This is a genomic window from Tardiphaga robiniae, assembly GCF_001618955.1.
Lineage (GTDB): Bacteria > Pseudomonadota > Alphaproteobacteria > Rhizobiales > Xanthobacteraceae > Tardiphaga > Tardiphaga robiniae_A.
In genome coordinates, this window is sequence record NZ_LVYV01000053.1 from 242,163 (window position 1) to 267,205 (window position 25,043).

Annotated in this window: 19 protein-coding genes; 5 read left to right on the forward strand and 14 right to left on the reverse strand. The window is 61.0% G+C overall.

Annotated features, from left to right (window positions below; translation table 11 throughout):
• Positions 1-1,064: 1,064 nt before the first annotated feature.
• From A4A58_RS25175 to nadC, 4 genes are read left to right on the forward strand one after another with little or no spacing between them, the layout of a single operon-like run.
• Entirely contained in the window at positions 1,065-2,057 is a 993-nt protein-coding gene (locus tag A4A58_RS25175) for an NUDIX hydrolase (protein ID WP_068737321.1), read from the forward strand.
• 52 nt (positions 2,058-2,109) lie between these two features.
• Positions 2,110-3,093 (forward strand): quinolinate synthase NadA, encoded by a 984-nt coding sequence (gene nadA, locus A4A58_RS25180; protein WP_068737323.1) that lies wholly within the window; start codon positions 2,110-2,112, stop codon positions 3,091-3,093.
• Positions 3,090-4,619, forward strand: a complete 1,530-nt coding sequence (locus A4A58_RS25185; protein WP_068737325.1) for an L-aspartate oxidase — start codon at positions 3,090-3,092, stop codon at positions 4,617-4,619. The genes nadA and A4A58_RS25185 overlap by 4 nt, the downstream gene beginning before the upstream one ends.
• A 14-nt stretch (positions 4,620-4,633) precedes the next feature.
• On the forward strand, positions 4,634-5,500 hold the full coding sequence (gene nadC / locus A4A58_RS25190; protein WP_068737327.1) for a carboxylating nicotinate-nucleotide diphosphorylase: 867 nt from the start codon (positions 4,634-4,636) through the stop codon (positions 5,498-5,500).
• Between the two features lie 182 nt (positions 5,501-5,682).
• On the opposite strand, the gene A4A58_RS25195 is transcribed toward nadC, so the two are convergent.
• The 14 genes from A4A58_RS25195 to A4A58_RS30960 all read right to left on the reverse strand — a co-directional run bounded on the left by A4A58_RS25195 (position 5,683) and on the right by A4A58_RS30960 (position 23,998).
• Positions 5,683-6,387 (reverse strand): Crp/Fnr family transcriptional regulator, encoded by a 705-nt coding sequence (locus A4A58_RS25195; protein WP_081422057.1) that lies wholly within the window; start codon positions 6,385-6,387, stop codon positions 5,683-5,685.
• Between the two features lie 34 nt (positions 6,388-6,421).
• Positions 6,422-8,416 (reverse strand): S8 family serine peptidase, encoded by a 1,995-nt coding sequence (locus A4A58_RS25200; RefSeq protein WP_068737329.1) that lies wholly within the window; start codon positions 8,414-8,416, stop codon positions 6,422-6,424.
• A gap of 47 nt (positions 8,417-8,463) precedes the next feature.
• Positions 8,464-9,657 carry a phosphatase PAP2 family protein gene (locus A4A58_RS25205; RefSeq protein WP_139069943.1) on the reverse strand — a complete coding sequence of 398 codons (1,194 nt, stop codon included), beginning with the start codon at positions 9,655-9,657 and terminating at the stop codon, positions 8,464-8,466.
• Between the two features lie 18 nt (positions 9,658-9,675).
• On the reverse strand, positions 9,676-11,415 hold the full coding sequence (locus A4A58_RS25210; protein ID WP_204378205.1) for an adenylate/guanylate cyclase domain-containing protein: 1,740 nt from the start codon (positions 11,413-11,415) through the stop codon (positions 9,676-9,678).
• A 197-nt stretch (positions 11,416-11,612) separates the two neighbouring features.
• Entirely contained in the window at positions 11,613-11,945 is a 333-nt protein-coding gene (locus A4A58_RS25215) for a hypothetical protein (protein WP_139069944.1), read from the reverse strand.
• 219 nt (positions 11,946-12,164) lie between these two features.
• The gene (locus tag A4A58_RS25220) at positions 12,165-13,121 is read right to left on the reverse strand and encodes a hypothetical protein (RefSeq protein WP_068737337.1); all 957 of its coding nucleotides are present in this window, start codon (positions 13,119-13,121) and stop codon (positions 12,165-12,167) included.
• Between the two features lie 36 nt (positions 13,122-13,157).
• Positions 13,158-16,469, reverse strand: a complete 3,312-nt coding sequence (locus tag A4A58_RS25225; RefSeq protein WP_068737339.1) for an acetyl-CoA carboxylase family protein — start codon at positions 16,467-16,469, stop codon at positions 13,158-13,160.
• A 73-nt stretch (positions 16,470-16,542) separates the two neighbouring features.
• Positions 16,543-18,258, reverse strand: a complete 1,716-nt coding sequence (locus tag A4A58_RS25230; RefSeq protein ID WP_068737341.1) for an AMP-binding protein — start codon at positions 18,256-18,258, stop codon at positions 16,543-16,545.
• A gap of 27 nt (positions 18,259-18,285) precedes the next feature.
• Positions 18,286-19,161 (reverse strand): ABC transporter permease, encoded by an 876-nt coding sequence (locus A4A58_RS25235; RefSeq protein WP_068737343.1) that lies wholly within the window; start codon positions 19,159-19,161, stop codon positions 18,286-18,288.
• Positions 19,158-20,114 carry an ABC transporter permease gene (locus A4A58_RS25240; protein ID WP_068737345.1) on the reverse strand — a complete coding sequence of 319 codons (957 nt, stop codon included), beginning with the start codon at positions 20,112-20,114 and terminating at the stop codon, positions 19,158-19,160. Before A4A58_RS25240 ends, A4A58_RS25235 begins: the two co-directional genes overlap by 4 nt.
• Before the next feature lie 63 nt (positions 20,115-20,177).
• A complete protein-coding gene (locus A4A58_RS25245; RefSeq protein ID WP_068737347.1) occupies positions 20,178-21,731 on the reverse strand; it encodes an ABC transporter substrate-binding protein in 1,554 nt (517 codons plus the stop codon).
• A gap of 19 nt (positions 21,732-21,750) precedes the next feature.
• On the reverse strand, positions 21,751-22,779 hold the full coding sequence (locus tag A4A58_RS25250) for an ABC transporter ATP-binding protein (RefSeq protein ID WP_068737349.1): 1,029 nt from the start codon (positions 22,777-22,779) through the stop codon (positions 21,751-21,753).
• A complete protein-coding gene (locus A4A58_RS25255) occupies positions 22,779-23,840 on the reverse strand; it encodes an ABC transporter ATP-binding protein (protein WP_433993654.1) in 1,062 nt (353 codons plus the stop codon). The genes A4A58_RS25250 and A4A58_RS25255 overlap by 1 nt, the downstream gene beginning before the upstream one ends.
• Entirely contained in the window at positions 23,840-23,998 is a 159-nt protein-coding gene (locus tag A4A58_RS30960; RefSeq protein WP_158005743.1) for a hypothetical protein, read from the reverse strand. Before A4A58_RS30960 ends, A4A58_RS25255 begins: the two co-directional genes overlap by 1 nt.
• Positions 23,999-24,189: 191 nt before the next feature.
• Here A4A58_RS30960 and A4A58_RS25260 point away from each other — a divergent pair, with 191 nt between their 5' ends.
• On the forward strand, positions 24,190-24,990 hold the full coding sequence (locus A4A58_RS25260) for a GntR family transcriptional regulator (RefSeq protein WP_068737351.1): 801 nt from the start codon (positions 24,190-24,192) through the stop codon (positions 24,988-24,990).
• The last annotated feature ends 53 nt before the right edge of the window (positions 24,991-25,043 follow it).

The window sequence follows — 25,043 nt, forward strand, 5'->3', positions numbered from 1 at the left end:
CGTCTGCCTTCGGCGAACCTCCCCACGGCCTCCCGCCCAAGGGCTTGTCAAAGGCCGCTTGGAGACACCGGGCATCGTCGATAGGCCGGAGATCGGCATGGGCACCCGTCGCCCAGCCAGAGAGTCTAATTCGTCGCAGGGTTGAACCTTATCTTCACATCGGTGCTCTCTGAGTGGAAGACGCATGGGACGGGCCGGAGCCGGCAGGCCGGGGGCCTGAACGCGTTGCGGGTTTCTAACGCAGCTCCACTACGGCAACGAGGGCACACAAATACGGCCTGGCCGCCACGGGGCATTTGGCACAATCTCGCTTATGGCGCCGTCGCGATAGCTGTCGGCCACTCCATTGTGGGAGTTTGGTTCGCACGCCGCGCCGTTATTGCTGCTCTCACCTGACAGCGGAAAAACTGCGGAAAACACCGCAAAGCCCCGATAACATGCTGATTTTATTACGGTAGGTGTCGCCTTCACACGGGAGAGGTCCAAGGTTCGATCCCTTGTGCGCCCACCATTTAAAGCCTGTGATTGCTGGGCTTTTTTCGACCCTCCGAAAATCCGATCGGCAAGTCGGCATAAAACGATGCGCAAACCGCGCACGTCGATCCGTGGAAAATCCGTGGAATGCGTTCCCCTCTCGTCCGCTCGGGGGCTGGGATGAAGATCGCATGGGAAGAATGGTGCGGCTCGTTTGATGACCGCCCGTCGATGTTGATCCAACGTCTGCTGGATCGCTGGGGCTGGCGTGTGTGGGAATAGAGCACGTGGACAGGTAATGGCGGTGGCAGAAAGTCGGTAAGCACCTCGACCAGCGCGTTTTTCGGCGACCTTGCCCAAGCGAGATCTCCGACATGCTCGGGAATATCCGCAATCCGCACGCGACCTCATAAGGCCCCATGCGGCAACCGGGACGTCACATCGGAAAAGTGCGCTGACGCGCCCCATTCAAGTCTGGAGACCGCTATTGCCGTGCGCGTCGCGTTGCAGCTTCATGTTAAAAATATCAGCGTGGATTCGCGATGCAGCCTTTCACCCTGCCCCCTATGAACACTTAAGCAGACCAGCTCATGGACCCGCTCGACAGCCCCAATTCCAGGCCAGCGCGCCTGGCAGCGCATTCATCGCCGCAAGGAATTGCGGCTGATCTTGTTGCAGTGCTGGTAGCCGTGACCTCGGGTGAGCCTCGTGTTCTAACGATTCAGGATCAGCGCGCCCTGCCCTCCGGGCCTTTCGAACTCGCCCATCGTTCGCTGCAATCGGGGCTACGTGCCTGGGTCGAACGGCAGACACGGTTGCCGCTCGGTTATGTCGAACAGCTCTACACCTTTGCCGATCGTGATCGCGCGGGCACCACTGGGCAGCATGTCATCTCGATCAGCTATCTTGGCCTGACACGAGAACAACCGGCATTCGGCGAACACGAGGCCAGATGGCGCGGCTGGTATGATTACTTCCCCTGGGAGGATCATCGCGACGGCCCACCGCTGCTGATGGAGAAAGCTCTGCAGCCAGGGCTCAAAGCCTGGGCTTCTGCAGCATCCGACCGGGCGGCGCAGCGCGCCCGTCGGCAGCGCGCCGCAATGCTCTTCGGTTTCGAAGAGCACAGCTGGAACGAGGAACTGGTTCTGCAACGGTACGAGCTATTATATGAGGCGAAACTGATCCCGGAGGCGACACGCGGAAATTCCTCAACATCCACGTCGACCCGTGCGGCCTTATCGAACACGCCGGGTCACCCCATGATCCTGGACCATCGCCGGATTCTGGCCACTGGAATTGCAAGACTCAGGGCCAAGATCAAATATCATCCTGTCGTATTTGAATTGATGCCGGACACATTCACGCTGCTGCAATTGCAACGCTGTGTTGAGGCGCTGGCGGGACGGCAAGTGCACAAGCCGAATTTCCGCCGCCTGATCGAGCAGCAGGAACTCGTTGAGGAAACTGGCGAAACCAGCCAGGACACCGGCGGACGTCCTGCAAAGCTTTTCCGCTTTCGCCGTGCCGTCCTTGCGGAACGCGCCATTGCCGGAACCAAACTTCCCGTCTCGGGGGCTTGACAAGACTTATACTCGATTACAGTATAATATATGCTCAACGAGAGTATATATCATGCTGTCGATACCCGAACTGCGTCCTTCGGAACATCTCTATGCGAAAGTGCGCCACGCGATCCCTGCGATCGAATGGTCGATGCTGTCAGAAGATATCGACGCGATCATCGCGTTGAAGAAGAGCCGCAACGCGGTCATCCTTGCCCACAATTATCAGACACCGGACATCTTCCATTGCGTCGCGGACATAGTCGGCGACAGTCTCGCACTGGCGCGCGAAGCGATGCATGTGCAGGCGGATGTCATCGTTCTCGCCGGCGTTCACTTCATGGCCGAGACGGCCAAATTACTCAATCCGTCGAAGACCGTGCTGATTCCCGATCGCGGCGCCGGCTGCTCGCTTGCCGACTCCATCACGCCCGAGGACGTGAGGCTGCTGCGGCAAAAGTATCCTGGCGTGCCGATCGTGACTTATGTGAACACCTCGGCAGCGGTGAAGGCCGAGTCGGATATCTGCTGCACCTCGGGCAATGCCAAGGCGGTGATCGAGTCGCTTGGCGTTGAACGCGTGATCATGCTGCCGGACGAATATCTGGCCAGGAACATCGCTGCCGAGACCAAGGTTAAAGTGATTACCTGGACCGGGCATTGCGAGGTACATGAGCGATTTACCGCCGAAGAGGTGCGCCAATTGCGCGAGAACCACCCCGGTGTCGTCGTACTGGCGCACCCGGAATGCCCGCCGGACGTCCTGGCGGAGGCCGATTTCGCCGGCTCGACGGCCGCCATGTCATCCTACGTCGCAAGCAAACGACCACCGCGGGTCGTGCTTCTGACGGAATGCTCGATGAGCGACAATGTCGCCATCCAGTACCCGGACCTCGAATTCATTCGTCCGTGCAATCTTTGTCCGCACATGAAGACGATCACGCTCGGCAACATCCGTCACGCGTTGGAGACGATGCAGCATCAGGTCACGATCGACGACAGTGTCGCAGCGCGCGCACGCCTCGCGGTCGAACGAATGCTGGCCGTCACATGACAGCATTACACGATACGGACGGCGCTCCCGTCATTATCGGCGGCGGCATCGCCGGCCTCATGACCGCCCTGGCGCTGGCGCCGCGGCCAGTATTGCTTCTGACCGGCGCGCCGCTGGGCTCGGAATCGTCGAGCGCACTCGCGCAAGGCGGCATCGCTGCCAGTATCGGGGCGGATGATAGTGCTTCGCTGCATCTGGCAGACACACTCACCGCCGGTGACGGCTTGTGCGACGAAACCATCGCGGCCTCAATCCTCGCCGCAGCGCCCGCCGCGATCGAACAGTTGGCGCGGCTCGGCGTCCTTTTCGATCGGGATGCCAGCGGCAAGATCATCCTCGGCCTCGAGGCCGCGCATTCGCGCCGCCGGATCGTCCATGCCGGGGGTGATGCAACAGGCCGGGACGTCATCCGAGCCCTGGTCCGCAAGGTCCGTGAGACGCCTTCGATCACGGTGGTCGAGGGAGCCACGGCACAGCGCCTGGTCGTCGAAGACAATGCGGTGGTGGGTCTTCTTGGCCTTACCGGTCGAGGACCCGTGTTTTTTGCCACCGATCGTGTCGCCATCGCGACCGGTGGCATCGGAGGTCTGTTTCTGCATGGGACAAATCCGGCTGGATCCTTTGGCCAGGGCCTCGCGCTCGCAGCACGCGCCGGCGCCGTCATGGCCGATCTTGAATTCATCCAGTTCCACCCGACGGCGCTCGACAGCAAGTCCTCTCCACTGAAGCTCATCAGTGAGGCGGTGCGTGGAGAAGGCGCGATCCTGGTCGACGGAAATGGCGATCGCTTCATGGCCGGTGCCCCCGGCGCCGAGCTTGCGTCCCGCGATATCGTTGCACGTGCCGTCTGGCGGCACATCGCGGCAGGGCATCGGGTTTTTCTCGACGCAAGGGGCGTGAAGGGCCTCGACTTTACGCGGCGTTTCCCAGCCATCACGGCACTTTGTCGCGACGCAGGAATCGATCCGGTTACGCAGCCGATCCCCGTCCGTCCCGCTGCGCACTACCACATGGGCGGCATACTGGTTGACCGGACCGGGCGGAGCTCCGTCGACGGTCTGTGGGCCTGCGGCGAAGCCGCCTGCACCGGTCTCCATGGGGCAAACCGGCTCGCCAGTAATTCACTCCTCGAGGCGGCCGTGTGTGGCGGCTGGGTTGCCCAGAATATTGCCGCAACGACCTCCATCCGGCGGCGTCAGCCAATGTTGCCCGGTGGAGTAACGGACAGCGACCCAAGTTCGGTGCGCCCTATTCTGGCGCGTGCCGCAGGCGTGTTGCGCGATGGCGAAGGCCTGCGTGCCGCCGCCCGCTCGCTCTATCCCCTCGCGATCTCGCAGCAAGCTGCAAGCGATCCCGCAATTGTCGGCCTGATGATCGTGATCGCTGCCTTGCGCCGCCAAGAAAGCCGCGGCGCGCATGCACGCACCGACTTCCCGAAGCACACGAGTCTGGCACAGCGTTCGACGCTGCGCCTTGATGATGCGCTTCAAGCCGCGCGAGACGACATCCCGGAACTCGTCGCCTAACCCAAAGGATCGCCATGACGCCCTCACCGCTCCCCCATGTCATAATCGAGCCACTGGTTCGCATGGCATTGCTCGAAGATCTCGGACGAGCCGGCGATCTCACGACCAATGCGATCGTGCCAGCCGACCGACGCGCCACGACTCTTCTTGTTGCGCGCCAGCCCGGCGTGGTGGCCGGGCTCGACCTCGCTCGACTCGCCTTTCAACTGATCGATCCCGCGATCGAGGTGCATATCGAGCGCAACGACGGCGCAGTCCTGGCGCCCGGCGACGTGATCGCCACGATCACCAGCCCGGCGCGCGGTATTTTGACCGCTGAGCGGGTCGCATTGAATTTCCTGTGCCGCCTGAGCGGAATCGCGACGGCGACTGCTTCTGTGGTTGCAGCGGTCCGAGACTACCAGACGAAAATTGTCTGCACGCGCAAGACAACGCCAGGGCTGCGCGCCATCGAAAAATATGCGATCCGCGTTGGCGGTGGCAGCAATCACCGGTTCGGCCTCGACGATGCTGTACTCATCAAGGACAATCACGTCGCCATCGCCGGCAGCGTAACCGAGGCGCTGAAGCGGGCAAGAAATGGCGTCGGCCATCTGGTCAAGATCGAACTCGAAGTCGACACGCTCGATCAGCTGCGCGAGGCGCTCGATCACGGTGTAGACGCGGTACTCCTTGACAATATGGATCCACCCACGCTCACGGAAGCCGTCGCGATGGTCGCAGGTCGGGCGGTCACCGAAGCCTCCGGCCGCATCACGCCCGCTACAGCGCCACACATCGCTGCGACCGGCGTCGATCTGATCTCAATCGGATGGCTCACCCATAGCGTCGGCGTTCTCGACATCGGGCTCGATTTCAAACGGGACGATTTGAAGATGTGAGTCAAGCTACTGATGTCGTTGCGGTCGAACTCAATATCAGCAGAATGCCTTAGCAACTATCTCGATTGCAACTTTGTACCAGTCTGTTTGCAGGGACAGGCGAACTAAGCACCTCGACGATGATGGCGGAAGCCTGCTGGACTTTACCGGGCGTGCCCGATCGGTAAAGGCATCGTCACGTTCTAACTTCGCGTGGCGATGTTCCTCAACGCCTGAGCATTGAGAAGGACAAGTGTACGATTCTTGACCAGAACCCAGCCGCGCTCGGCCCAACCGGATATGATTTTATTTGCGCGCTCCCGCGAAATGCCCACCATCTCGCTGACGTTCTGTTGCGTCATATTCACTACTAGGGATCCATCCATTTGCAGATTCGGCTCCGCAAATTTTATGACGATATGGGCAAGACGAGCCTCAAGGCCGTGAAGAATTACCTCTTCCAGATGCTCGCTCGTCCATCTCAGGCGGGCGCATAACAAATCAATGAACTTGGCAGCCAAAGCCGGCTCGGTTCTAACCAGGGGGATCAGATCGCGCCGCGCAATTCCCCAGATTTCACAATCGCTGTTTGCAATTGCATCCGTTGTTCGGTCGAGGCCATCCAAAACAGCAATCTCGCCAAATGTCTGACCGGCACCGATCAGATTTAACACCGCGCTCTTACCGTCAGGAGAGGATGTACACATCCTCACCGAGCCTTCCACAACTCCGAACAGGCACGTCCCAGGGTCTCCGCGTCGAAAAATGTAGTCTCCGCGTTCGAAGGTCTGGAAAGACGCGCGGTGAAACAGCTGGGTAATCGTCTCTGGCGCAAGGTCGCTGAAGATCGCGTTCATGCGCATTGCCGCCTGACGGCTCGCTGAGCTCGCTGCCTTCGCTTTCGACACCGCGATGTCCCCTGTGCTCCACACGGGTCCAAAATCAAGGTCTGTTTGGACGTCCGCACCGATCGAGCCGGCCAGCCCCGATCCGCACGGCCAATGGTGAGCCGGGACCTGGCGCCTTTGTGTCTCCTGTTTTCGCGATGCGCTGTACGTCCAGACGATCGCAAGCAAGCTGCGAGATCATCAATTCCGAGATCAACCGTGTCACCTGCGGAGCCGCGACACTTGTCCCATTCATCATCACAACAGATCCGCTGCGCGTACCCGCGGCAAGCAAATTCCTGTGTACTGGCGACTCGTCTCCAACTGCCGACACATCGGGGCTTCGGATTGGGGACGCGCCATTTGTGGTCGTGCGCCCTCCAGCTCCCGAATACTCACTGACGGCTTTGTCACTGCGAAGATAAGCACCCACGACGATTGCGTGCGTCCCTGTTGCCAACGCGTTGATCGTACTTTCCCTCCGGACCGGGCTGGAGCCCCTGTCATCTTGCTCCGGTCGCCCGGCAAGATCGAAGCGCACGTAATTCTCGTCTTCAAGCCGAGATTGTCGCCCTGACAACGGATAGCCAAATGGCGTGTCGCCGCGCTGAACCCAGACATCGACTGTCGTGGCTACCCCTTTGTTTTTGAGTTCGATCAGCCACGTCCCGGACGGCGCAGTCAACGAGGGCATTGCGAGATCAGCCGTGGGGGCCATAGCAAGGAGTATCTGCGATCGCTCCCCGACTGCAGTATAGTATTTCGCGAAAAACCGGAGCTGGCCTGATATGCGCCACTGCCAGTTCTGGTTAGCCCCAATCCAAGGGCTGCGCTGGTTCGTCGGGGTGGTAATCCTGATGGCGATTTCGGGCTGGGACTTCTCTGTTGCCTGTTTGGGCAGCCACAGCTCCATAAAGCTGTTGGCTTTATTGTCGGGCTGCACGCGCCACCGCAAGCGCTTGGGCAGCTGGCCAGGGACTGATGCCTGAGACAGTTCGACCAAGGCATGACATCGCGCCAGATAGTGATTTCCGGCTGGCAGAACGACCCTGAGCGGCGCGGTGCGTGACGCTATCAACTGATCGATCGCAGCTTCCAGCTGTGACGTACCATCGTGCGGGCCGGCAATGGTCCCATAACTCAAATTGATGACCACAGGGATCGGCCCCGTTCCCTCGGCGGCGGAGATCTGATCCGCACGACTGAGCACATAGGAGATGGCGGCGTAGACATTCGGAGTCAGGAATGCGCCCGACGTCTCCTCTGTCACCCACTTCGGCAATTGAACGCCGATGATATAGGGAAGGTTGGGATCTTCGGGAACCGCATGTTTCGGGTCGAGCCCGCAAGCGATATCCATGACGTGCGTACCGTGCTTGGCGCGGCGAGCAGCCAGATTCTGGCCGGCCAACCGATAGAACTCATCCTCATCCAGCAATCCAGTATGCGTGCAGGACGCCAGCAGCTGATTGATCTCGTTCTCCTGCAACTCGCGTCCCCAGCCGAATCCGGCCGGCCGGCCTGTATTTGTGTGATCGTCCTGGTTCCAGAAATACTTCACCCGCGATCGGCCATCCTGAAAGCGGAATCTCTCATGGGCGAACGCCAATCCGTCATCGATGATCGCGACAATTGCCCGCCGCGACGGACTCGCGGCAAGCAACGACTGCTCGATCGGTTCAGTTCTCTCGAACAGATTCGTCGTCGGCGTTCCAAGCTCGATTCGATTGATCGAGGACAGTAGGGACGCAAACTGTTTGGCGTCACCGCGCGATACCTTGCCGGAAACAAATGCGGAAAGAGCCTCCCGTCTCGCAATCGCCATACAGCATGTTAGGTCGGCACCTCTCAGCGAGGGTGGCGCCTCCTGATAGACCGCGGGAATTCGAATGACCTGATCTAGCCCCGAGCGCATGACGGAACGGGCAAGGACTTCCGCTGGTCCATCAAGCTCCAACAAGACCCAGAACCACTCACCCGGGAGATAAGCGAACTCGGTCAGCACTGCCCATTCGAGATAAGGTGAAACTCGCTTCCGTTGTTCTGCCATAACGCACACCTCGCGAATGCGATCGCCCTACCGCCATTTCCCAGCAGCTACTTCACCTCTGTAAGCGCCGCGTCCCACAGCCACTTCATAATCGGTGATACAGCTGGCGGCGTGGAGGCGAGCAGATCGACATAGGGCGGATCGATCAGGGGGCTCAGCTTTTCCTGTCCGTTTGCTGGATTATAGAAATCATGGAAATTGAAGTCCTGAGTAGCTCCGTATCGCCCGCCGTCAAAACGCCAGGCGTTGAACCTCGGCCCACCTTTCGCCCGCAGAATGAAATAGCGGGCAAGTGATAGTCCAAGCACCTGACCGGCCGCAGTGTCGACCGGGAAATGGACACCCGCCACTGTGCGGTTGACCGCGATGCGTGCCGCCTGTCGCATCAACTGCTCACCTAGTCTCGGTTCGCGCCCGTACAGCTCCCACAGGATGCGCGCAATCATGTGATTTTCGGTTGAATGACCGCTCGGAAATGTCCCGTGGCCCGGCGTCAGAATGATTGGTTGAACCTGAGACGACAGCTCATAGGGTCGCCAGCACGCCAGAGCATGCTTGATGCGCATTTCCACCGCGGTCGCAAACCGAAGTGCAGCATCGAGCAGCTCGATCGTCTTCTTGGTGCGATCCGGATGCAAGTTCACGACCGAACTCCAGAACGCATATTGAGGGCCGAGTTGGGTCGCTATTTCCGAAACACGATCCTCGCGAAGATCGGAGTATTGATCCAGAAAATCCAGCTGGCCTTTGAAAGTGTCGACCGGCGGGCGAATCAAAGTCGCAATCCGGCTCGATTTCGCTTTGGGGGATGGATCTGTCGCTGTGGTTTGAACGTGGAACTGCCAGACCGTGACCGACTTTTCGCTCGGTGTCCGGGAGACGTTCTTGCCCTGATGCTTGTAGCTGAATCTCTCTGAGTGGCTTGTAAAATGGAGGTGCGACAGCAGTTCGAAGTCGATGACCGCCGCCCGTACCCACGGCTCCCAGAGCGCGAGGTTCTTCTTGTCGTCCAGCGCACGTGGCGAGCGATTGACGGTCTGACCGAGCCAACTTCCGACGATACCATCGCGGTGCTTGACGAGTGCATCGGCAACCAGCGGTGACCCATAACTGCCGTAGGGCCCGGCTCCAGCACCGCCCGCGCCTCCGGCGCCTCCGGCGCCTCCCGCTCCCCCGGCACCACCGGCGCCGCCTGCGCCCCCCGCACCTCCTGCGCCGCCTTCAGGACCCATCGTGCACATGTTTTCGCTCCCGTTCTGCTAATTCGGTACGCCAGCTCCCTGCAATGCGCTCGACCAGATGCGGCCGGTTTCATATCCCCCACTGGGGTGACGCTCGCGATATTTCGCGACCGTCAGGCCCGGCTCGAGTTTCATCAGTTCGGTCACCGTCTTGCGCGCCTCTTGCTGAAGGCCGAGTTGCCATTGCGCGATCGCCAGCGCGCGAAACGTGGATGTATGCGTGCGATTTGCGCGCAACGAACGGTTCGCAAGATCGATGGCGCGCTTGAATTGCCCGGCGGAGAGCGCAGCCGTTGCGGCCAGGGAATCGTAGAAATATCTGTGAGGGTCCAGCGGCGACAGTTTCAGCGCGTGCTCGGTGTGTTCGACTGCCGACTTTCCTGCATCCTTGAAGGCGAGAAGCGTTCCCTTTAGCAGCCACGCCATCGCATCGTTGGGATTGACGCGCAGCGCGAGGTCATACTGCTCCTGCGCGACGTCAAATTGTTTCAGCAGATTGGTATGAGCAAAGCCCATAACCACCAGCGCGAGGGAACAACGCGGATCGGCACTCAGCGCTCGCCGCCCGCAATCGAGCGCCAGTTGCGTGTCCGCACTCCGGTCATCGGTCCATCCCTGCTGGACCCGCAATATGTGCCACTTGGCCATCCATGCCCATGGTACGGCCTGCCGGGGCATACGCTCGGTCAGGACCTGGAGCATCTGACGCGACCTGTCAAAATCCTGCACCGAAAGGCGATGCATGAGCGCAATCGCCCCCATCAACAACGTATAGCTCTCGACGGTCGGGAGTGATTGCGACTGTGCACGTTCAAGCTCGCGCGCCATAATCGCCAGGCTGACCGCCGTCACAATGCCCGCGACGGCGCCGTCCTTTCCGCTGATCAAAGCTGTCGCGCTACAAACAAACGAGTCAGACCAAACGATCGTCAGATTCGACGACGATGCCAGTTCGAGATTCATCCGCAGCTTGCTTCCGGCCTTGCGATAAGAGCCCGACAGAACGTAGTTCGCCGTCAAATAACTGCTGATCTCCTCGACCGAACTATCCCGCCCGCGAAAGACAGACGTCGACAGGCGCGAGATGACGTTCAGCTCCGATGAGCGCGACAGCGCGGATATGACTTCGTCGGCGAGCACTTCGCCAATGACCCGATGTTCCGGACCATCATCCAGCCCGGCAAAAGGCACGACCGCGACAGTGGGGCGCAACTTCGGCATTGATACAGCACCTGGCTCGATCACGGGTCGCGGCCCCGGTGGGCCGATACGATACGCTCGAACGGGTTCATGCACATGTTTAAGGTAACAAGCTCCCAAATCCTCGACGTCGGCATCCAATACGGGCACGAGCTGGTCGCGAACATCGGCCGATACGACAATTTCCCCCGGCCCCGCTAAACCTGTGAGCCGGGCTGCAAGGTTAACGTCAGCCCCGTAAACATCGTGCTCGTCAGCAAGGAGATGACCGACGTGAGCTCCTTCACGGACGAGGATATACTGATCTGGCGGAACGCCTTCATTGATGCCCGCACACGCATTCTGAACTGCAAAGGCAGCTTTCACTGCGAGGGAAGATTGAGGGAATTCCATCAGGAGCCCATCCCCAAGGCTCTTTACAAGCCGCCCCTCGAACCGCGGCAGGATATCTTCATCTACCGTTTTAACGAGTTTACGCCATCGCTGTACGGTGCTGGCCTCGTTCTCTTCCATCAGTCGCACGGACTCGACCACGTCCACGAAGAGCAGTGTGCGCACCACCCATTCCGGATTCTCGAATGCGAGTGAAGCGCTTGATCTAACCATCAGCCACGCTGGTCACTGTTCTGATCTGCACTCTTGTGCACTAATGCGCACAAATTCAGTATCACGGGCGGATCGCACTCAATTTTGCCCGCCAAGAACTTGTTAGCTAGACTTGAACAACGGCGATTTCAGGACGCCGCTCCTGACAACTAGATTGCGCCCACATCGCCGCGTGACTCGACTTCGATCCGCCAGCCGTTGTCTTCAATGCCTGCCGGACCGAATGGTGCTATCCCGATCATAGACCAGGAGTTCTTCAGCCGGCAACTGCGACCTGCGCGTAGCGATGGCGCCTCTGACCCTGACGACGTGTGCATATCGTTAAAGCCTGAAACGATTTGCTTCACGATGGCAGGGACTGCGGCGCTCTGCGCAACCACGATCGCACACATGAGGACGACGCAAATCAGTCCGGCCCTGATCATCAAGCGGTGGTATAATCGACGATAGGATTGCTCCAGTTCATCTTCCGATGCACTCATGATTGCCTCCAGATAAGGCACATAGCCTTACTGCGTCCCGCTGGAGGTGGATGTGACGAGCGTCACATCTCGGGATGATTTTGTCTGATTGCCGATGCTCTTGTCCGGCCTCGCCGTCCAACTGGAAGATAGTGTATCATGCTACGCGTGGCAGACGATTGGGTAGCAAGCGACGTTGCCGCAATTCGTCGGGATGGAAAGTGAGTTCTGCAGGCTTCTTCAACTTCGAGGAAGCGCAGCGTACTCTTGGTCGTAGCTGGCGTAGGATTCCTTGAGCGTCGCCAGATTGAGCAGCATCGTCGCGACCGGCGCATTCGAATTGTCGAAGACTTCGGTGCGCACCCACAGGCTCTCGGTACGCTTGCTGCCGGACATCGCGACGACCTGGCGGTCTAAGCGGTAGTCTTCTCCAACGAACAGCGGACCTCGCAGCAACCGGATTTCCTGATCGGCGAACAAGCCGACTGACGGCCCCTTGACCGGCAGACGATCTTTCTTGCTGCCGTGCTGGAACAACACGCTGAGCATTTCCATCGGAATGATCGCGCGTCCCCATGGCGAGCTGCCTGCGCTCTCGGGCGCGTAATATGGCGACGGCTCGGTGATGACCTTGAGCTTCTGTTCAAGCGAGAATGGATAGAGCTCGCCCATGTTCTGATCGAAATCCATCCGAACCGTCTGAGATGCGGTGGTCATGCCAAGCTTGATGTCGCGCAGGATGACGGCATCACTCAGCGGCTTCAGCTCGGTGAGTCGGATATCCAGGGCGGAGGCCGGCGCATCGATGCCGATCGACGCGCTGCCACGCAGCACTTCGGTGCCGTCGCGCTTCATCATTCGGATCGTTGCATAGTTGCCGCCGTCGGCCGGCTTCTCGACGATGGCCTGCACCTCTTCGCCCTCGAAAGCGGCGGCGCGGTAGTGTGCCGAGATGCAGCCGGTCTCGAACCACGCCTTGCCCCATAGCCGCTCGCAGAGTGGTGCGAACTGGCTGAAATGAGTCGGACCTTCGATGGTGCCACCCTTGAAGCCGAGCTTCTGCGCAGTGGCGTCGTCATGGATGGACGCATGCGAGTCGTAGGTTTGCCCATGCAGCATCTGGCGCGGCTGGCGCCACGGGCCGGTGAGCGCCTCTACAGTTTCTTCGATCGACGTATCGAATGCGGCTGATGTCATGGGAGTTCTCCGAAATAAGATGTCGGTTCGTTGTGGCTACCAGGTATCGACACAGGGACGCTTGCGGCCCTCGCGTTGCGGCGGTTTTGGCACCGATCGCAAGCCGGCCATCACCCAGCGCCGCGTCTCGGCGGGGTCGATGACGTTGTCGATCTCGAACACCGAGGCGATCGAGGTTGCCTTGCCGTTGGCATAGAGCTCAGCGACCTTGTTCTTGTAATAGGTCTCGCGCTCGACCGGGTCGGCAATCGCCTCCATCTCTTTGCGGAAGCCGAGCCGGACGTAACCTTCCAGCCCCATGCCGCCGAATTCTCCGGTCGGCCACGCCGCCGTGAAGAACGAGGCGTGAAAACCGCCACCGATCATCGACTGCGCGCCGAGCCCATAGCCCTTGCGCAGCACGATGCCGAATAACGGCACCGTGATGCTCGCGCCAGTGACGAACATGCGCGCGACATGACGCACAATCGCAGTCTTTTCCGCTTCCGGCCCAACCATGAAGCCCGGCGTATCGCAGAGCGACACGATCGGAATGTCGAATGCATCGCAGAGCTGCAGAAAGCGCGCGGCCTTGTCGCCGGCCGCTGCATCGATGGCACCGCCGAGATGTTTCGGATTATTGGCGATCAGGCCGAATGGCTTGCCCTCGATGCGAATGAACGCCGTGATCATGCCGACGCCGAAATCGCGCCGGATTTCGAGCACGGAGTCCTCATCAGCGATGAGATCGATCACCGCGCGGATGTCATAGACGCGCAACCGGTTCTCCGGGATCGCACGGCGCAGCAGCCGCTGGTCAGGCGCACGCCATTCGGTGACGGCGCCCTGGAAGTAGGATAGATATTTCTGCGCGGCCCGTGTCGCTTCCTCCTCGTCCTCGACGAGAATATCGACGACGCCGTTCGGCGATTGGAACGACACCGGCCCGACTTCGGCCGGATGATAGACGCCGAGGCCCCCGCCTTCGATCATCGCAGGACCACCCATGCCGATCGAGGCGTTCTTCGTGGCGATGATAACGTCACAACAACCGAGCATCGCAGCGTTGCCCGCGAAGCAATAGCCAGACACCACGCCGACCACCGGGACGAGACCCGAAAGTTTGGCGAATTGCACGAAGGACGGCCCGTCGAGACCCGTCATGCCGAGCCGGTCGGTATCGCCGGGACGACCGCCGCCGCCTTCGGCATAGAACACCAGCGGCATCCGCCACTGCTCGACCAGCGACAGCATGCGGTCGATTTTCTTGTGGTTCATATGGCCCTGGGTGCCCGCCAGCACGGTATAGTCATAGGAGATCACCATACAGCGCGCTTCGTGCTCGCCGAATTTCGCAGCATTGACCGTGGCCGTACCGGCGACCAGGCCATCGGCCGGCGTGTTCTTGATGAGATCATCGACCGCGCGGCGGCGCCGCTGGCCGGCGATGGCGAGGCTGCCATATTCCATGAAGGAGCCGTCATCGACGAGTTGCGCAATATTCTCGCGCGCGGTGCGCTGATTGGTCTTGCGCCGGCGCTCGACCGAAGAGGGCCGGTTTTCATCGAGCGTGATCCCCTGGCGAACGATCAGTTCGGCAAGGTCGGGACGAATGTGGTCGAGATCGATATCAGCTTCTTCGGTGGCGAGGTCGCCGGCCACGTCCTGCGGTTCGATATACAGAATGGGCTCGCCTTGCATTAGCGTGACGCCATCAAATGCCTTGATCCGGGTGACGCGACCGCCCTGCTCCGCAGTCACCAGATGCTCCATCTTCATGGATTCGATGATGACGAGTTGCTGGCCGGGTCTGACAACATCGCCTTCGGCCACCGGGATGGACACGACCGTCCCCTGCAGCGGCGCCGCGACCGGGACCGATCCTTCCGGCGCGGGCTGCACGACGCCGGCGGAGGTCCGTGCATCACCGGTTGATCCGCTAGCGGCGAATAGCGGCTTGCTTGCTGTCAGTGCGGCAGCGACCAGATCGGCAACATTGCGATCAATGAAACTGGTGCTGATCCGGTTGGCCTGGAAGTCGGCATTGGCCAGGATCGCCTGCATCAGCGGGATATTGGTGGCGACGCCCTCGATGCGGAATTCGCGCAGCGCCCGCGTGCCCTTGGCGATAGCGTCGGGCCATTTCGACGACGGCGTGTGGACGATCACCTTGGCCAGCAGCGAGTCGAATGCCGCACTGGTCTTGTATCCGGCATAACCGAACGTATCGACACGCACGCCGGGGCCTGACGGCGGCTCGAAAATCGCGAGCGTGCCGCCGGTCGGCTTGGTGGCACCGGTGGCATCCATGGTCTCCATATTGATGCGGAGCTGCATGGCGAAACCGCGCGGGCTCGGCACCGAAGCCTGATCGAGGCCGAGCGACGCCAGCGTGGCGCCACCGGCAACGGCGAGCTGCGACCGCACCAGATCGACCGACAGCACTTCCTCGGTCACGGTATGCTCGACCTGCAGGCGCGGATTGGCCTCGATAAAGGCGAAGGCGCCATCGCCCTCGCCAGCCTCGCCATCGACGAGAAATTCGAACGTGCCGAGGCTGTCATACTTCGCCTCCGCCGCGAGATTTTTGGCGGCTTCAACGATGCGGCTCCGCAATTTGTGTGACAGCGACGGGCTCGGCGCAACTTCGACCAGCTTCTGATTGCGGCGCTGGATCGTGCATTCACGCTCCCAGAGCTGGCTGATATCGCCGTGACGATCGCCGATGATCTGCACTTCGATATGACGGGCATTGCGAATGAGACGCTCGACATAGACGCCTTCGCTGCCGAAGGCCGCCTTGGCTTCCGACTGGCAGCGCGCATAGGCATCTTCGAGATCCTCCGCGCGTTCGACCACGCGCATGCCGCGCCCCCCGCCGCCGGCCATCGCCTTGATCATTACAGCGGCATTGCTGCCGAGCGACGCGAAGAACGCCTTGACCTCGTCGAGCGTCGACGGGCCCCTGGTGCCCGCGATGATCGGAACGCCGCAACGTTTGGCGAGTTGCTTGGCCGCAACCTTGTCGCCGAACAGCTGCAATGCCGCGGGTGATGGGCCGACGAAGGTGATGCCCTCTTCGACGCAGCGGCGGGCCAGATCGGCGTTCTCGCTGAGAAAGCCGTAGCCCGGATGCAGCGCATCGCAGCCGGTGGCTTTCGCGGCACCAATCACACCTTCAATGTCGAGATAAGCACGCGCACCACGGCCGGGGATTTCCGCGGACTCGTCGGCGATCCGTACATGCAGCGACAGCGCGTCATCGGCGGGATACATCGCGACGGTGGCAAGACCTGCATCCGCCGCGGCGCGCGCGATACGAATGGCGATCTCGCCGCGATTGGCGATCAGCAACTTGCGAAAGGGCATCAAAACTCTCCGTGAACAATAGACGCGATCCGGGGTGGCATCATCCACACCGGGGGCCATGTAACGTCTCGATTTACTGCGGCGCGTTGGCGTCGAGTTCCTGCTTCTTCACCTTGCCGGTGGCAGTCATCGGCAGCGCGTCGATGATGCGGATCTCGGGCACCTTGTAGACGGCCATCCGTTCGGCACACCACGCCTGCAGTTCCGCTGGCGTGACGGTGCCCCTCTCTTCCGGCTTGAGCTGGATGAAGGCGACCGGCACTTGCCCCTTGCTAGCATCTTCGCGACCGACCACGCCCGATCCGAGAACCTTCGGATGCTGACCGAGCAGCGCCTCGATCTCCGGCGGGAATACGCTCATGCCCTTGACCTTCAGCATCTCTTTGCGACGACCGAGGAAATGCAGGAAGCCGTCGGTATCGATGGTGCCGATGTCGCCGGTGCGCAGCCAGCCATCGATCAACGACTCCGCTGTCGCTTCCGGCTTATTCCAGTAGCTCTTCAGCAGCGACGGCGTGCGGACACGGATCTCGCCCTCGCCGCCGAGCGGCACCAGTTCGCCGGTTTCGAAATCGGTGATTTTGAACTCGGCGCCGGGCACCGGGAGCCCAACGAAGATCGGCTGTGACAGAAGATCGAAATCATCATCCTGGAAACCCGCCGTAAGGGTGTTGGACGTATGGGTCTCGGTCATCCCCCACGAGGCTTCAGTCAGGATCGTGCCGGTGAGATCCTTCCAGCGCTTGCGATAGGCCGGATTGAGCTTCTTCACGAAGGATACGACACGCACCTGATTAAGCGACGACAGGTCGAATTCCCCGAACCGCGGATGATCCATCAGCTCAACGGCGCCATCCACCGGCATCGCAGTGACATTGACCTTGTAGCGATCGATTGCCGACAGTGCCCCGATCGCATCCCAGCGCGCCAGCAGGACAAGCGTTGCGCCCGTAAACATCGGGAAGATCAGGCCGAAATTCTCGCCGGCAATCCAGAACTCCGGGAAGAACGACAGAAAGACGCTGCCTTCATTGGCGACGACAGAGATGCCGTGATTGGCCGCGGCCGTATAGACCATATCGCGCTGGGTGTGCACGCAGCCCTTCGGCATGCCGGTGGTGCCACCGGTGTAATTCAGCGCAGCGACATCATCGAGCCCGGCGGGCGGCAGCGGCTTTGGCTCAGGCAGCGCAGCCAGCGCCGGCAACAGATCGGTCGCACCGGAGATGGCAATGCGCGGCGCGCTGATCGAGTCTGGAACGGGAATGGTCGGCTTGGCCGGAAGCACATCCGCAAAACTGGTAACGATCACTTCGCGCAGCTTGGATTCGCTCCGCACCTGGTCGACCACAGGCGCCAATTGATCCAGCGCCACGATGACTTCGGCGTCGGTATCATTCAACTCGTAGGACAATTCGAACGCGCGCGACAGCGGGCTGACGGGGACATGGATAGCACCAAGCTTGAGGATGCCGAAGAATACGATATGGAATTGCGGGCAGTTCGGCAGGAACACCGCGACACGGTCGCCCTTTCGGATGCCCTTCTCCATCAGCAACGCCGCGAAGCGATCACTCTGCGCGTCGAGTTCGGCATAGGTGGTGACGTGACCGTAGAAGATCACCGCAGGCTTTTCAGGATTACGTTTGGCCCACGCGCGCAAATATTCGGTCAGCGCCACTTCGCCATGCAGATATTGCGGCTTGTTCGGCGTACCCTTCGGCCAGGCCTTAGCCCACAGCTCGTGCAGCTTGGCGAGATATTCAGTTTCTTCGGCGCTTGCGGTCATCACCGTCTTCCTTGTTCTTGGTCTTGGTCAATTGCGTTTCATGGTCGGGTCGAGCGCGACGCGCAGCGATTCACCCAATGTGTTGAAGGCCAGTGCGGTGAACAGGATGGCGAGGCCGGGCGGATACATCTGCTCGGGCGCGATTTCCATGTTCTGATAGGCGCGCGCCAGCATCGAGCCCCAGCTCGGATCCGGCGGCTGGATGCCGAGGCCTAAGAAGCTGAGGCTCGCTTCCGCCAGGAGCGCCGCGGCGAGCAACAGCGTGACCTGCACGATGACGGGCTGGATGGCATTCGGCAGCACGTGGCGCCACAGGATGCGTGGCGTTGATCCGCCGAAACAGCGCGCGGCATCGACATAAAGCTCATTGCGCACCACCAGCGTGCGCGCCCGGACGAGGCGCGCAAGCTGCGGCGAAAACACGATGCCAACCGAGATCATGCCGTTCGTGAGGCCGATGCCGAGCGCACCTGTCACGGCAATCGCCAGTACGATGGCCGGGAACGACAGGAAGCTGTCGATAACACGGCTGATCACCGTATCGACCCAGCCGCCAAGGTAGCCGGCGAGAATGCCGACCGGCACGCCGATCAGAACGGCGATCGTGACCGCAAGGAAACTCGCATAGAGCGACGCCATACCGCCATAGATCAGGCGGCTGAGCATATCGCGACCGAGATCGTCAGCACCCAGCCAATGTTGAGTCGACATGGTCGCCAGCGCCGCGTCGAGATCCTGTGCGGCCGGCGCGTATGGCGAGATCCACGGGCCGAGGACCGAGATCACGAACAGCGCGACGAGGAAAGTCAGGCTGAAAGCGCCGCGTAGATCACTGACGAACCAGCGTACAGAACCCGAGAAACGTCCCGGCCGACGCTCGGGCGCCATCACAGCATCCGTCATGAGGAGATCCTCGGATCGAGGACGCTGTAGAGAATGTCCGTGAGCAGATTGAGTGTGACGACAATGAGGACCATGGTGAACACCACGCCCTGCACCACTGGGAAATCGCGGTTCATCGCACCGTTGACGATCAGGCCGCCCATGCCGGGAATCGCGAACACGGCCTCGACCACGACCGTTGCCGCGAGCAGGCGGTTCGCGAGCAGGCTGACGACGGTGAGCAGGTTGACGCTGACATTCTTCAAACCGTGACGCCACAGGATCGATGATGGCGGCAAACCCTTGGCGTGCAACGTGCGAACCTGTTGCGACGACAGTATCTCGACGAGTGACGACCGCAGCTGCCGCGCCACCTCGGCAATGCCGCCGGACGCAAGTGCCACCGCCGGCAGGATGGCATGACTAAGCGACGCCCACGGATCTTTCATGAGCGATACTGCACCCGTGGCCGGCAGCCAATTGAGCTGTAGCGAGAAGAACGCCACCAGCAGCATGCCGAGCCAGAAATTCGGCACGGCAACACCGAGTGAGGCAATCGCCATGACGAAGCCGTCGATCCACGAGCCGGGCTTGGTTGCCGCTGCAATGCCAAGGGGGATGCCGACCAACATCGCCATGAACAGTGCGAGTGCGACGATCAACAGCGTATGCGGCAGGCAGCGCTGGATCGAGGTCAGCACCGCCTCGTTGGAGATCAGCGAGCTGGAGAGATCGCCATGTGCCGCCTTCCAGAGCCACGAGCCATATTGCAGCAGGAACGGCTGGTTCAGACCATAGAGCTCGCGGATTTCGGCGATCCGCTGCTCCGACGCATTGTCGCCAGCAAGCGTCACGGCAACATCGCCCGGCACCAGCTTGAGCAGGCCGAACACGATGAAAGTCGACAGCACCACCACCGGGATTGCCTGCAGCAGGCGACGACCGATGATGCGGAGACGTCCGGAATTCAACATGCGCAATTCACACCAGTTGAGGGCGCCGCGATGATCGCGGCGCCGGTTGCTGTGTCGGACGGATTAGCCGAGCGAAATGTTTTCGAATTTCGGCTTGCCGAGCAGGTTGGGCTTGAAGCCCTTCACCTTGGCGGATAGCGCATCGAGTTCGAACTGGAATGCGAGCGGTGCCGACAGAGCGTTCTCCACCGTGAATTTCTGGATCTTGGCGAACACCTCGGCGCGCTTGGCGAGGTCTTCGCTGACGCGGCTCTCCTGGATCAACTTCGACAACTCCGGCTCGCCACTGCGGCCCGCATTGTAATAAGCGCCTTTGTCGAAGCTCAGCCCGTAGGTCATGCTTGGATCTGGACGCCCGGTCCATGCCGAGACAAGAAGGTCGAACTTCTTCTCGGTGGCGAAGAACTGCGCGCTGATTTCGGCGATGGTGCCGCGAGTGAATTTCAGACGGATGCCAGCCTTGCCGAGCTGATCCTGAATCACCTCGCCACGCCGCACGGAATCCTGATCCATATAGCCGCCTATGGTCAGTTCAAGACCATCCTTGTAGCCGGCCTCGGCGAGCAGCTGCTTCGCCCTTTCCGGATTGTTCGGATACATCCCGGCGACATCCTTGTTGAACGCCCAGTGCGAGCTCGGCAGCGTCATGCGCGCCGGTTCGCCGAGTCCGTTAAGGGCCGCCTTGACGAAGGCATCGCGGTCGAGTGCGAAGTTGATCGCCTGACGGACCTTGACGTTGTCGAGGGGCGAGCGGGCGTAGTTCAAGTAGAGCTGGATGCAATACAGCGTTGGCGACGTGACCGTCTCCAGATTCTTGGCGCGCTCGATCACCGGCTTCAATCGCGCCGGCAGCTGAAACGCCATATCGTTCTGGCCGGCAACAACCGAACGCAAAGCCGTGGCGTTTTCCGGGATGATGTTGAATTCGATGCCGTCCAGATAAGGTCGGCCCTGACGCCAGTATTGGTCATGCCGCGCCACGACGATGATCTCGTTGTCGTTCCAGCGCACAAACTTCCATGGACCAGCGCCGACCGGCTTGCGGTCGGTCTCATTGCCGAGCGCCTTGATATTGCTCGGCGACACCATCATGCCGGCGCGGTCTGACAGGATCGCCGGCAGCGCGGTGTCAGGGTTCTTCAGCTTCAGCGTTACCTGCAGCGGACCCGTTACCTCGACCGCATCCACACTGGACAGATCGGGCTTGACGTTGGAGCGCTGATCGGTGCGGTTGCGTTCGAGGTTGAACTTGACGGCCTCGGCATCCATCGGTGTGCCATCGTGGAATTTGATGCCGGTGGTGATGTCGAGCACCATGGTCTTCGGATCGGGAAACGCCCATTTCGCCATCCCCGGCTTCGGCTTCAGTGTCTCGTAGTCCCACTCCACCAGCGTGTCGTACATGGTCCACAGAATGCTGTGGTCGGAGCCGGCGCCGCCGGTGGCCGGATCGAGCGACGACGGATTGGCCGGCGCGGCGACCTTCAGCACGCCGCCCTTCTTGGCCTCTTGCGCCCAAGCCGGCAGGCCGAGTGCGCCGGTCACGGCAGCTCCGCCCATCAGCGCCAGAATGTCACGACGACGCAATGTTTGCTTGCCCAGATCAATTGTCTTCATTTGAAAATCCTCCCATTGATTATGATGCGCGTTGCGCTTTTTGATTGTCTGGCGGTGGACCGTCCGCCGTGGCGAAATGGCAGGCGACGCGGTGTCCCGGCTTGACGTCGCGCCAGGCCGGCACTTCGTTGGCGCAGCGCGGTTGCACCGACGGACAGCGCGTGCGGAAGCGGCAACCCGACGGCGGCGCCACCGGGCTTGGAATTTCACCTTCGAGAATGATGCGGCGGTCGACCCGCAAATGCGACGGCAACGGGACTGGCTCGGCCGACAGCAGCGCACGCGTATACGGATGCAGCGGGTGCTCGACGACATCCTCGGCCGGACCGAGCTCCATCAGCTTGCCGAGATAGGTGACGGCGATGCGGTCGGAGATGTGCGAGACCACCGAGATATCGTGGGTGATGAACACATAGGTCAGGCCGAATTCGCGCTGCAGATCGGCAAACAGATTGAGCACGTCGCCGCGGATGGAGACGTCGAGCGCCGCCACCACCTCGTCGCAAACGATGACCTTGGGCCGCAACGTCAGCACGCGCGCGATGTTAACGCGCTGCTTCTGGCCGCCGGACAGTTGATGCGGATAGCGATCGGCGGCTTCGGCGGCGAGGCCGACGCGCTCCAGCACCTCGATGCCACGGCGGTGGCGCGAGGCATGATCGCCCTCGCCCATGATCTCCAGCGGCTCGACCACGCTGTCGATGATCGTCATGCGCGGATTGAGCGCGGCATTCGGATCCTGGAAGATGATCTGGTAATCGCGGCGATGCTTGCGAAACGCGCTTATGCCAAGGGCAGCCGGATCGGTGCCGTCATGCAGAATTTTGCCGTGGCTCGGCGGCAGCAGCGACACCAGCGCACGGCCGAGCGTGGTCTTGCCCGAGCCGGACTCACCGATGATGCCGAAGGTCTCGCCAGCGCAGACCTCGAAGTCCATGCCGTCGATCGCCTTGACGGTGTCGCGGCCATCGCGGGTCGGGAACAGAATGCGCAGATCGCGCACCGCGAGAATTCCGCTATCGCTATTATGGTGCTGCGCGGAAGACATCAATTCACCGCCCCCGGCAGCACGAGTTCGGGGGCACGCCAGCAGCGCGCAGTACGACCGCTTTCGATCTCGATCATCGGCTGGCTCTGCTCGCAGCCCGCCACAACATGCGTGCAACGTGATCGGAAGCGGCAGCCGGCCGGCATCGCATTCGGCGATGGCACACGACCTGGGATCGAGGTCAACACGCCGCGGCGCTTGCTGAGGCCAGGCAGCGAGCGCAGCAGCCCTGACGTGTAGGGATGACGTGGCCGCGTCAGCACATCGTCCACCGGGGCATCCTCGACAACTTCGCCCGCATACATGGTGATCATGCGGGTGCAAGTTTCGGCGACGACGCCGAGATCATGGGTAATGAAGATCAATGCCGTGCCGGTGCGCTCGCTCAACGAACGCAAGAGATCGGTGATCTGCGCCTGCACCGTGACATCGAGCGCCGTGGTCGGCTCGTCGGCGACCAGCAGCTTCGGCTTGCAGATCAACGCCATCGCGATCATCACGCGCTGGCGCATGCCGCCCGAGAGTTGATGCGGATATTCGTCGCAGCGTCGCTCCGGCGCGGGGATACCGACTTCACGCAGCGCAGCGATGGCACGCTCGCGCCCCTCCGCGCGACTGACCGGAAAATGGATGCGATAGGCTTCGCTGATCTGATCACCGACGGTGAAGACCGGATCAAGCGCGCTCATCGGCTCCTGAAAAATCATCGCGATCTCACGGCCGCGCACCGCGCGCATGCGTCGCGGCGACAGCGTGGCCAGATTGGTCCCGTTGAACAGGATATCGCCCTGAATGCGCGCCGACTGCGGCGGCAGCAGGCGCAGCAGCGACAGACCAGTGACGGTCTTGCCACATCCGCTCTCACCGACCAAACCAACGCGCTCGCCCGGTGCGATGGTGAAATTTACGTTCCGGGTGATCGGCAATGCGCCGCGCGCCGTCGCGAAAGACAGCGATAGATCGCGTACTTCGAGCAAAGGCGGCTGCGGCGAAACGCCCGCGTCGGGCATTCCAGCAACGCGTGCTGACGTGGGAGCGGAGATGTCGATCACGCCTGTCATCACGCTTCGCCAGCCAGAACACGACCAATGACGCCGCGCATCATCCACTGCTGCAGGGTTTGCCGGTGCTGCACTTGCACATACGGATGAAAGCCGCAGACGCGTGTCTGTTGGGGTGTTGTCAGTCGGACATGCGCCGACGCGAACAGAGCCGCCATGTTCACCTCCCTTGCCATCCCTGTTCTGCAGATCTTGCATCGGGACGTTCCATCGCGGTCCGGCTTGTGCCGGTATGTATTGAAGCGACAGTAACCCAATGAAAGGTCATCGACTGTCAATTGTCAACAATTGACTTCTGCGGTAGACAGGACCGTATGACGCGGCAAGCGTGCATCGACAGGAGGCGGCCATGGCAGCGACACTTCGCAGGCCATTCAATGATAACGAGCACGACGTCGAACGGAGATTTGCGCCGCGGACGATCCCCGACCAGGTTGCGGAGGAGCTCGGCGCCGAGATCGTCTCCGGCCGTCGCAAAGCGGGCGAGCGTCTTGTCGAACTCGACCTGGCGCGCGATTTCGGCGTCAGCCGTGGCCCAATCCGTGAAGCGATCCGCATTCTCGAGCGCCGGCGCCTGGTCGACATCTTTCCGCGGCGCGGCGCCTATATCAGGCCGCTGTCACTCAAATCGGTGGCTGACCTATTTAATGTCCGCACCGCACTGTCGATGCTAGCAGTGCGCACCATGGCGGCCACGCCGGTCGAAAGCTTCATCGATACATTGGCGCGCCGCTGCGACGAGTTGAAAGCCGGAGTCGAGATCGATGATCCGATGGCTTTCGCACGCACCACGACGCGGGCAGTAAAGACCATTGCACGCGGCTCGGGCAACGAACTGCTCGTCGAACTGCTCACCGACCTTGCCAATCAAACCGTATGGGAAACCATATGGAAGACGCCGCTGGACTATCAGACCCGCGACATCCGCCGACTCAGCGCCGACCTGATGGCGTCGACATTGAAGGCGATCCGGCAGCGCAAGCCGAATGCCGCTGTCGCACATCTCGGTCAACTGCTGGAAAGTGATCGCGACCGCGCCTTATCCACCCTATCGCGCATTCGCGGAGAGACATTCGACCTGAGTGCACTAACACATAGCGATGGGCACGGTACTATGCCAGCGGACATTGCGCCCGCTCCGCGCGGGTGAAATTCGACGGGACGGCAGGCTCAGACGGTAGCGACCGCAATTCATCAAGGCAA

Bases quoted from the DNA above. Each gene is read 5' to 3' on its own strand.
- A4A58_RS25250 (WP_068737349.1), bottom strand. From the start codon at position 22,779: ATGTCTTCCGCGCAGCACCATAATAGCGATAGCGGAATTCTCGCGGTG.
- nadA (WP_068737323.1), top strand. From the start codon at position 2,110: ATGCTGTCGATACCCGAACTGCGTCCTTCGGAACATCTCTATGCGAAA.
- A4A58_RS30960 (WP_158005743.1), bottom strand. From the start codon at position 23,998: ATGGCGGCTCTGTTCGCGTCGGCGCATGTCCGACTGACAACACCCCAA.
- A4A58_RS25240 (WP_068737345.1), bottom strand. From the start codon at position 20,114: ATGTTGAATTCCGGACGTCTCCGCATCATCGGTCGTCGCCTGCTGCAG.
- A4A58_RS25230 (WP_068737341.1), bottom strand. From the start codon at position 18,258: ATGACCGCAAGCGCCGAAGAAACTGAATATCTCGCCAAGCTGCACGAG.
- A4A58_RS25215 (WP_139069944.1), bottom strand. From the start codon at position 11,945: ATGAGTGCATCGGAAGATGAACTGGAGCAATCCTATCGTCGATTATAC.
- A4A58_RS25200 (WP_068737329.1), bottom strand. From the start codon at position 8,416: ATGGCAGAACAACGGAAGCGAGTTTCACCTTATCTCGAATGGGCAGTG.
- A4A58_RS25245 (WP_068737347.1), bottom strand. From the start codon at position 21,731: ATGAAGACAATTGATCTGGGCAAGCAAACATTGCGTCGTCGTGACATT.
- A4A58_RS25225 (WP_068737339.1), bottom strand. From the start codon at position 16,469: ATGCCCTTTCGCAAGTTGCTGATCGCCAATCGCGGCGAGATCGCCATT.
- A4A58_RS25260 (WP_068737351.1), top strand. From the start codon at position 24,190: ATGGCAGCGACACTTCGCAGGCCATTCAATGATAACGAGCACGACGTC.
- A4A58_RS25205 (WP_139069943.1), bottom strand. From the start codon at position 9,657: ATGTGCACGATGGGTCCTGAAGGCGGCGCAGGAGGTGCGGGGGGCGCA.
- nadC (WP_068737327.1), top strand. From the start codon at position 4,634: ATGACGCCCTCACCGCTCCCCCATGTCATAATCGAGCCACTGGTTCGC.
- A4A58_RS25220 (WP_068737337.1), bottom strand. From the start codon at position 13,121: ATGACATCAGCCGCATTCGATACGTCGATCGAAGAAACTGTAGAGGCG.
- A4A58_RS25175 (WP_068737321.1), top strand. From the start codon at position 1,065: ATGGACCCGCTCGACAGCCCCAATTCCAGGCCAGCGCGCCTGGCAGCG.
- A4A58_RS25185 (WP_068737325.1), top strand. From the start codon at position 3,090: ATGACAGCATTACACGATACGGACGGCGCTCCCGTCATTATCGGCGGC.
- A4A58_RS25255 (WP_433993654.1), bottom strand. From the start codon at position 23,840: ATGACAGGCGTGATCGACATCTCCGCTCCCACGTCAGCACGCGTTGCT.
- A4A58_RS25235 (WP_068737343.1), bottom strand. From the start codon at position 19,161: ATGACGGATGCTGTGATGGCGCCCGAGCGTCGGCCGGGACGTTTCTCG.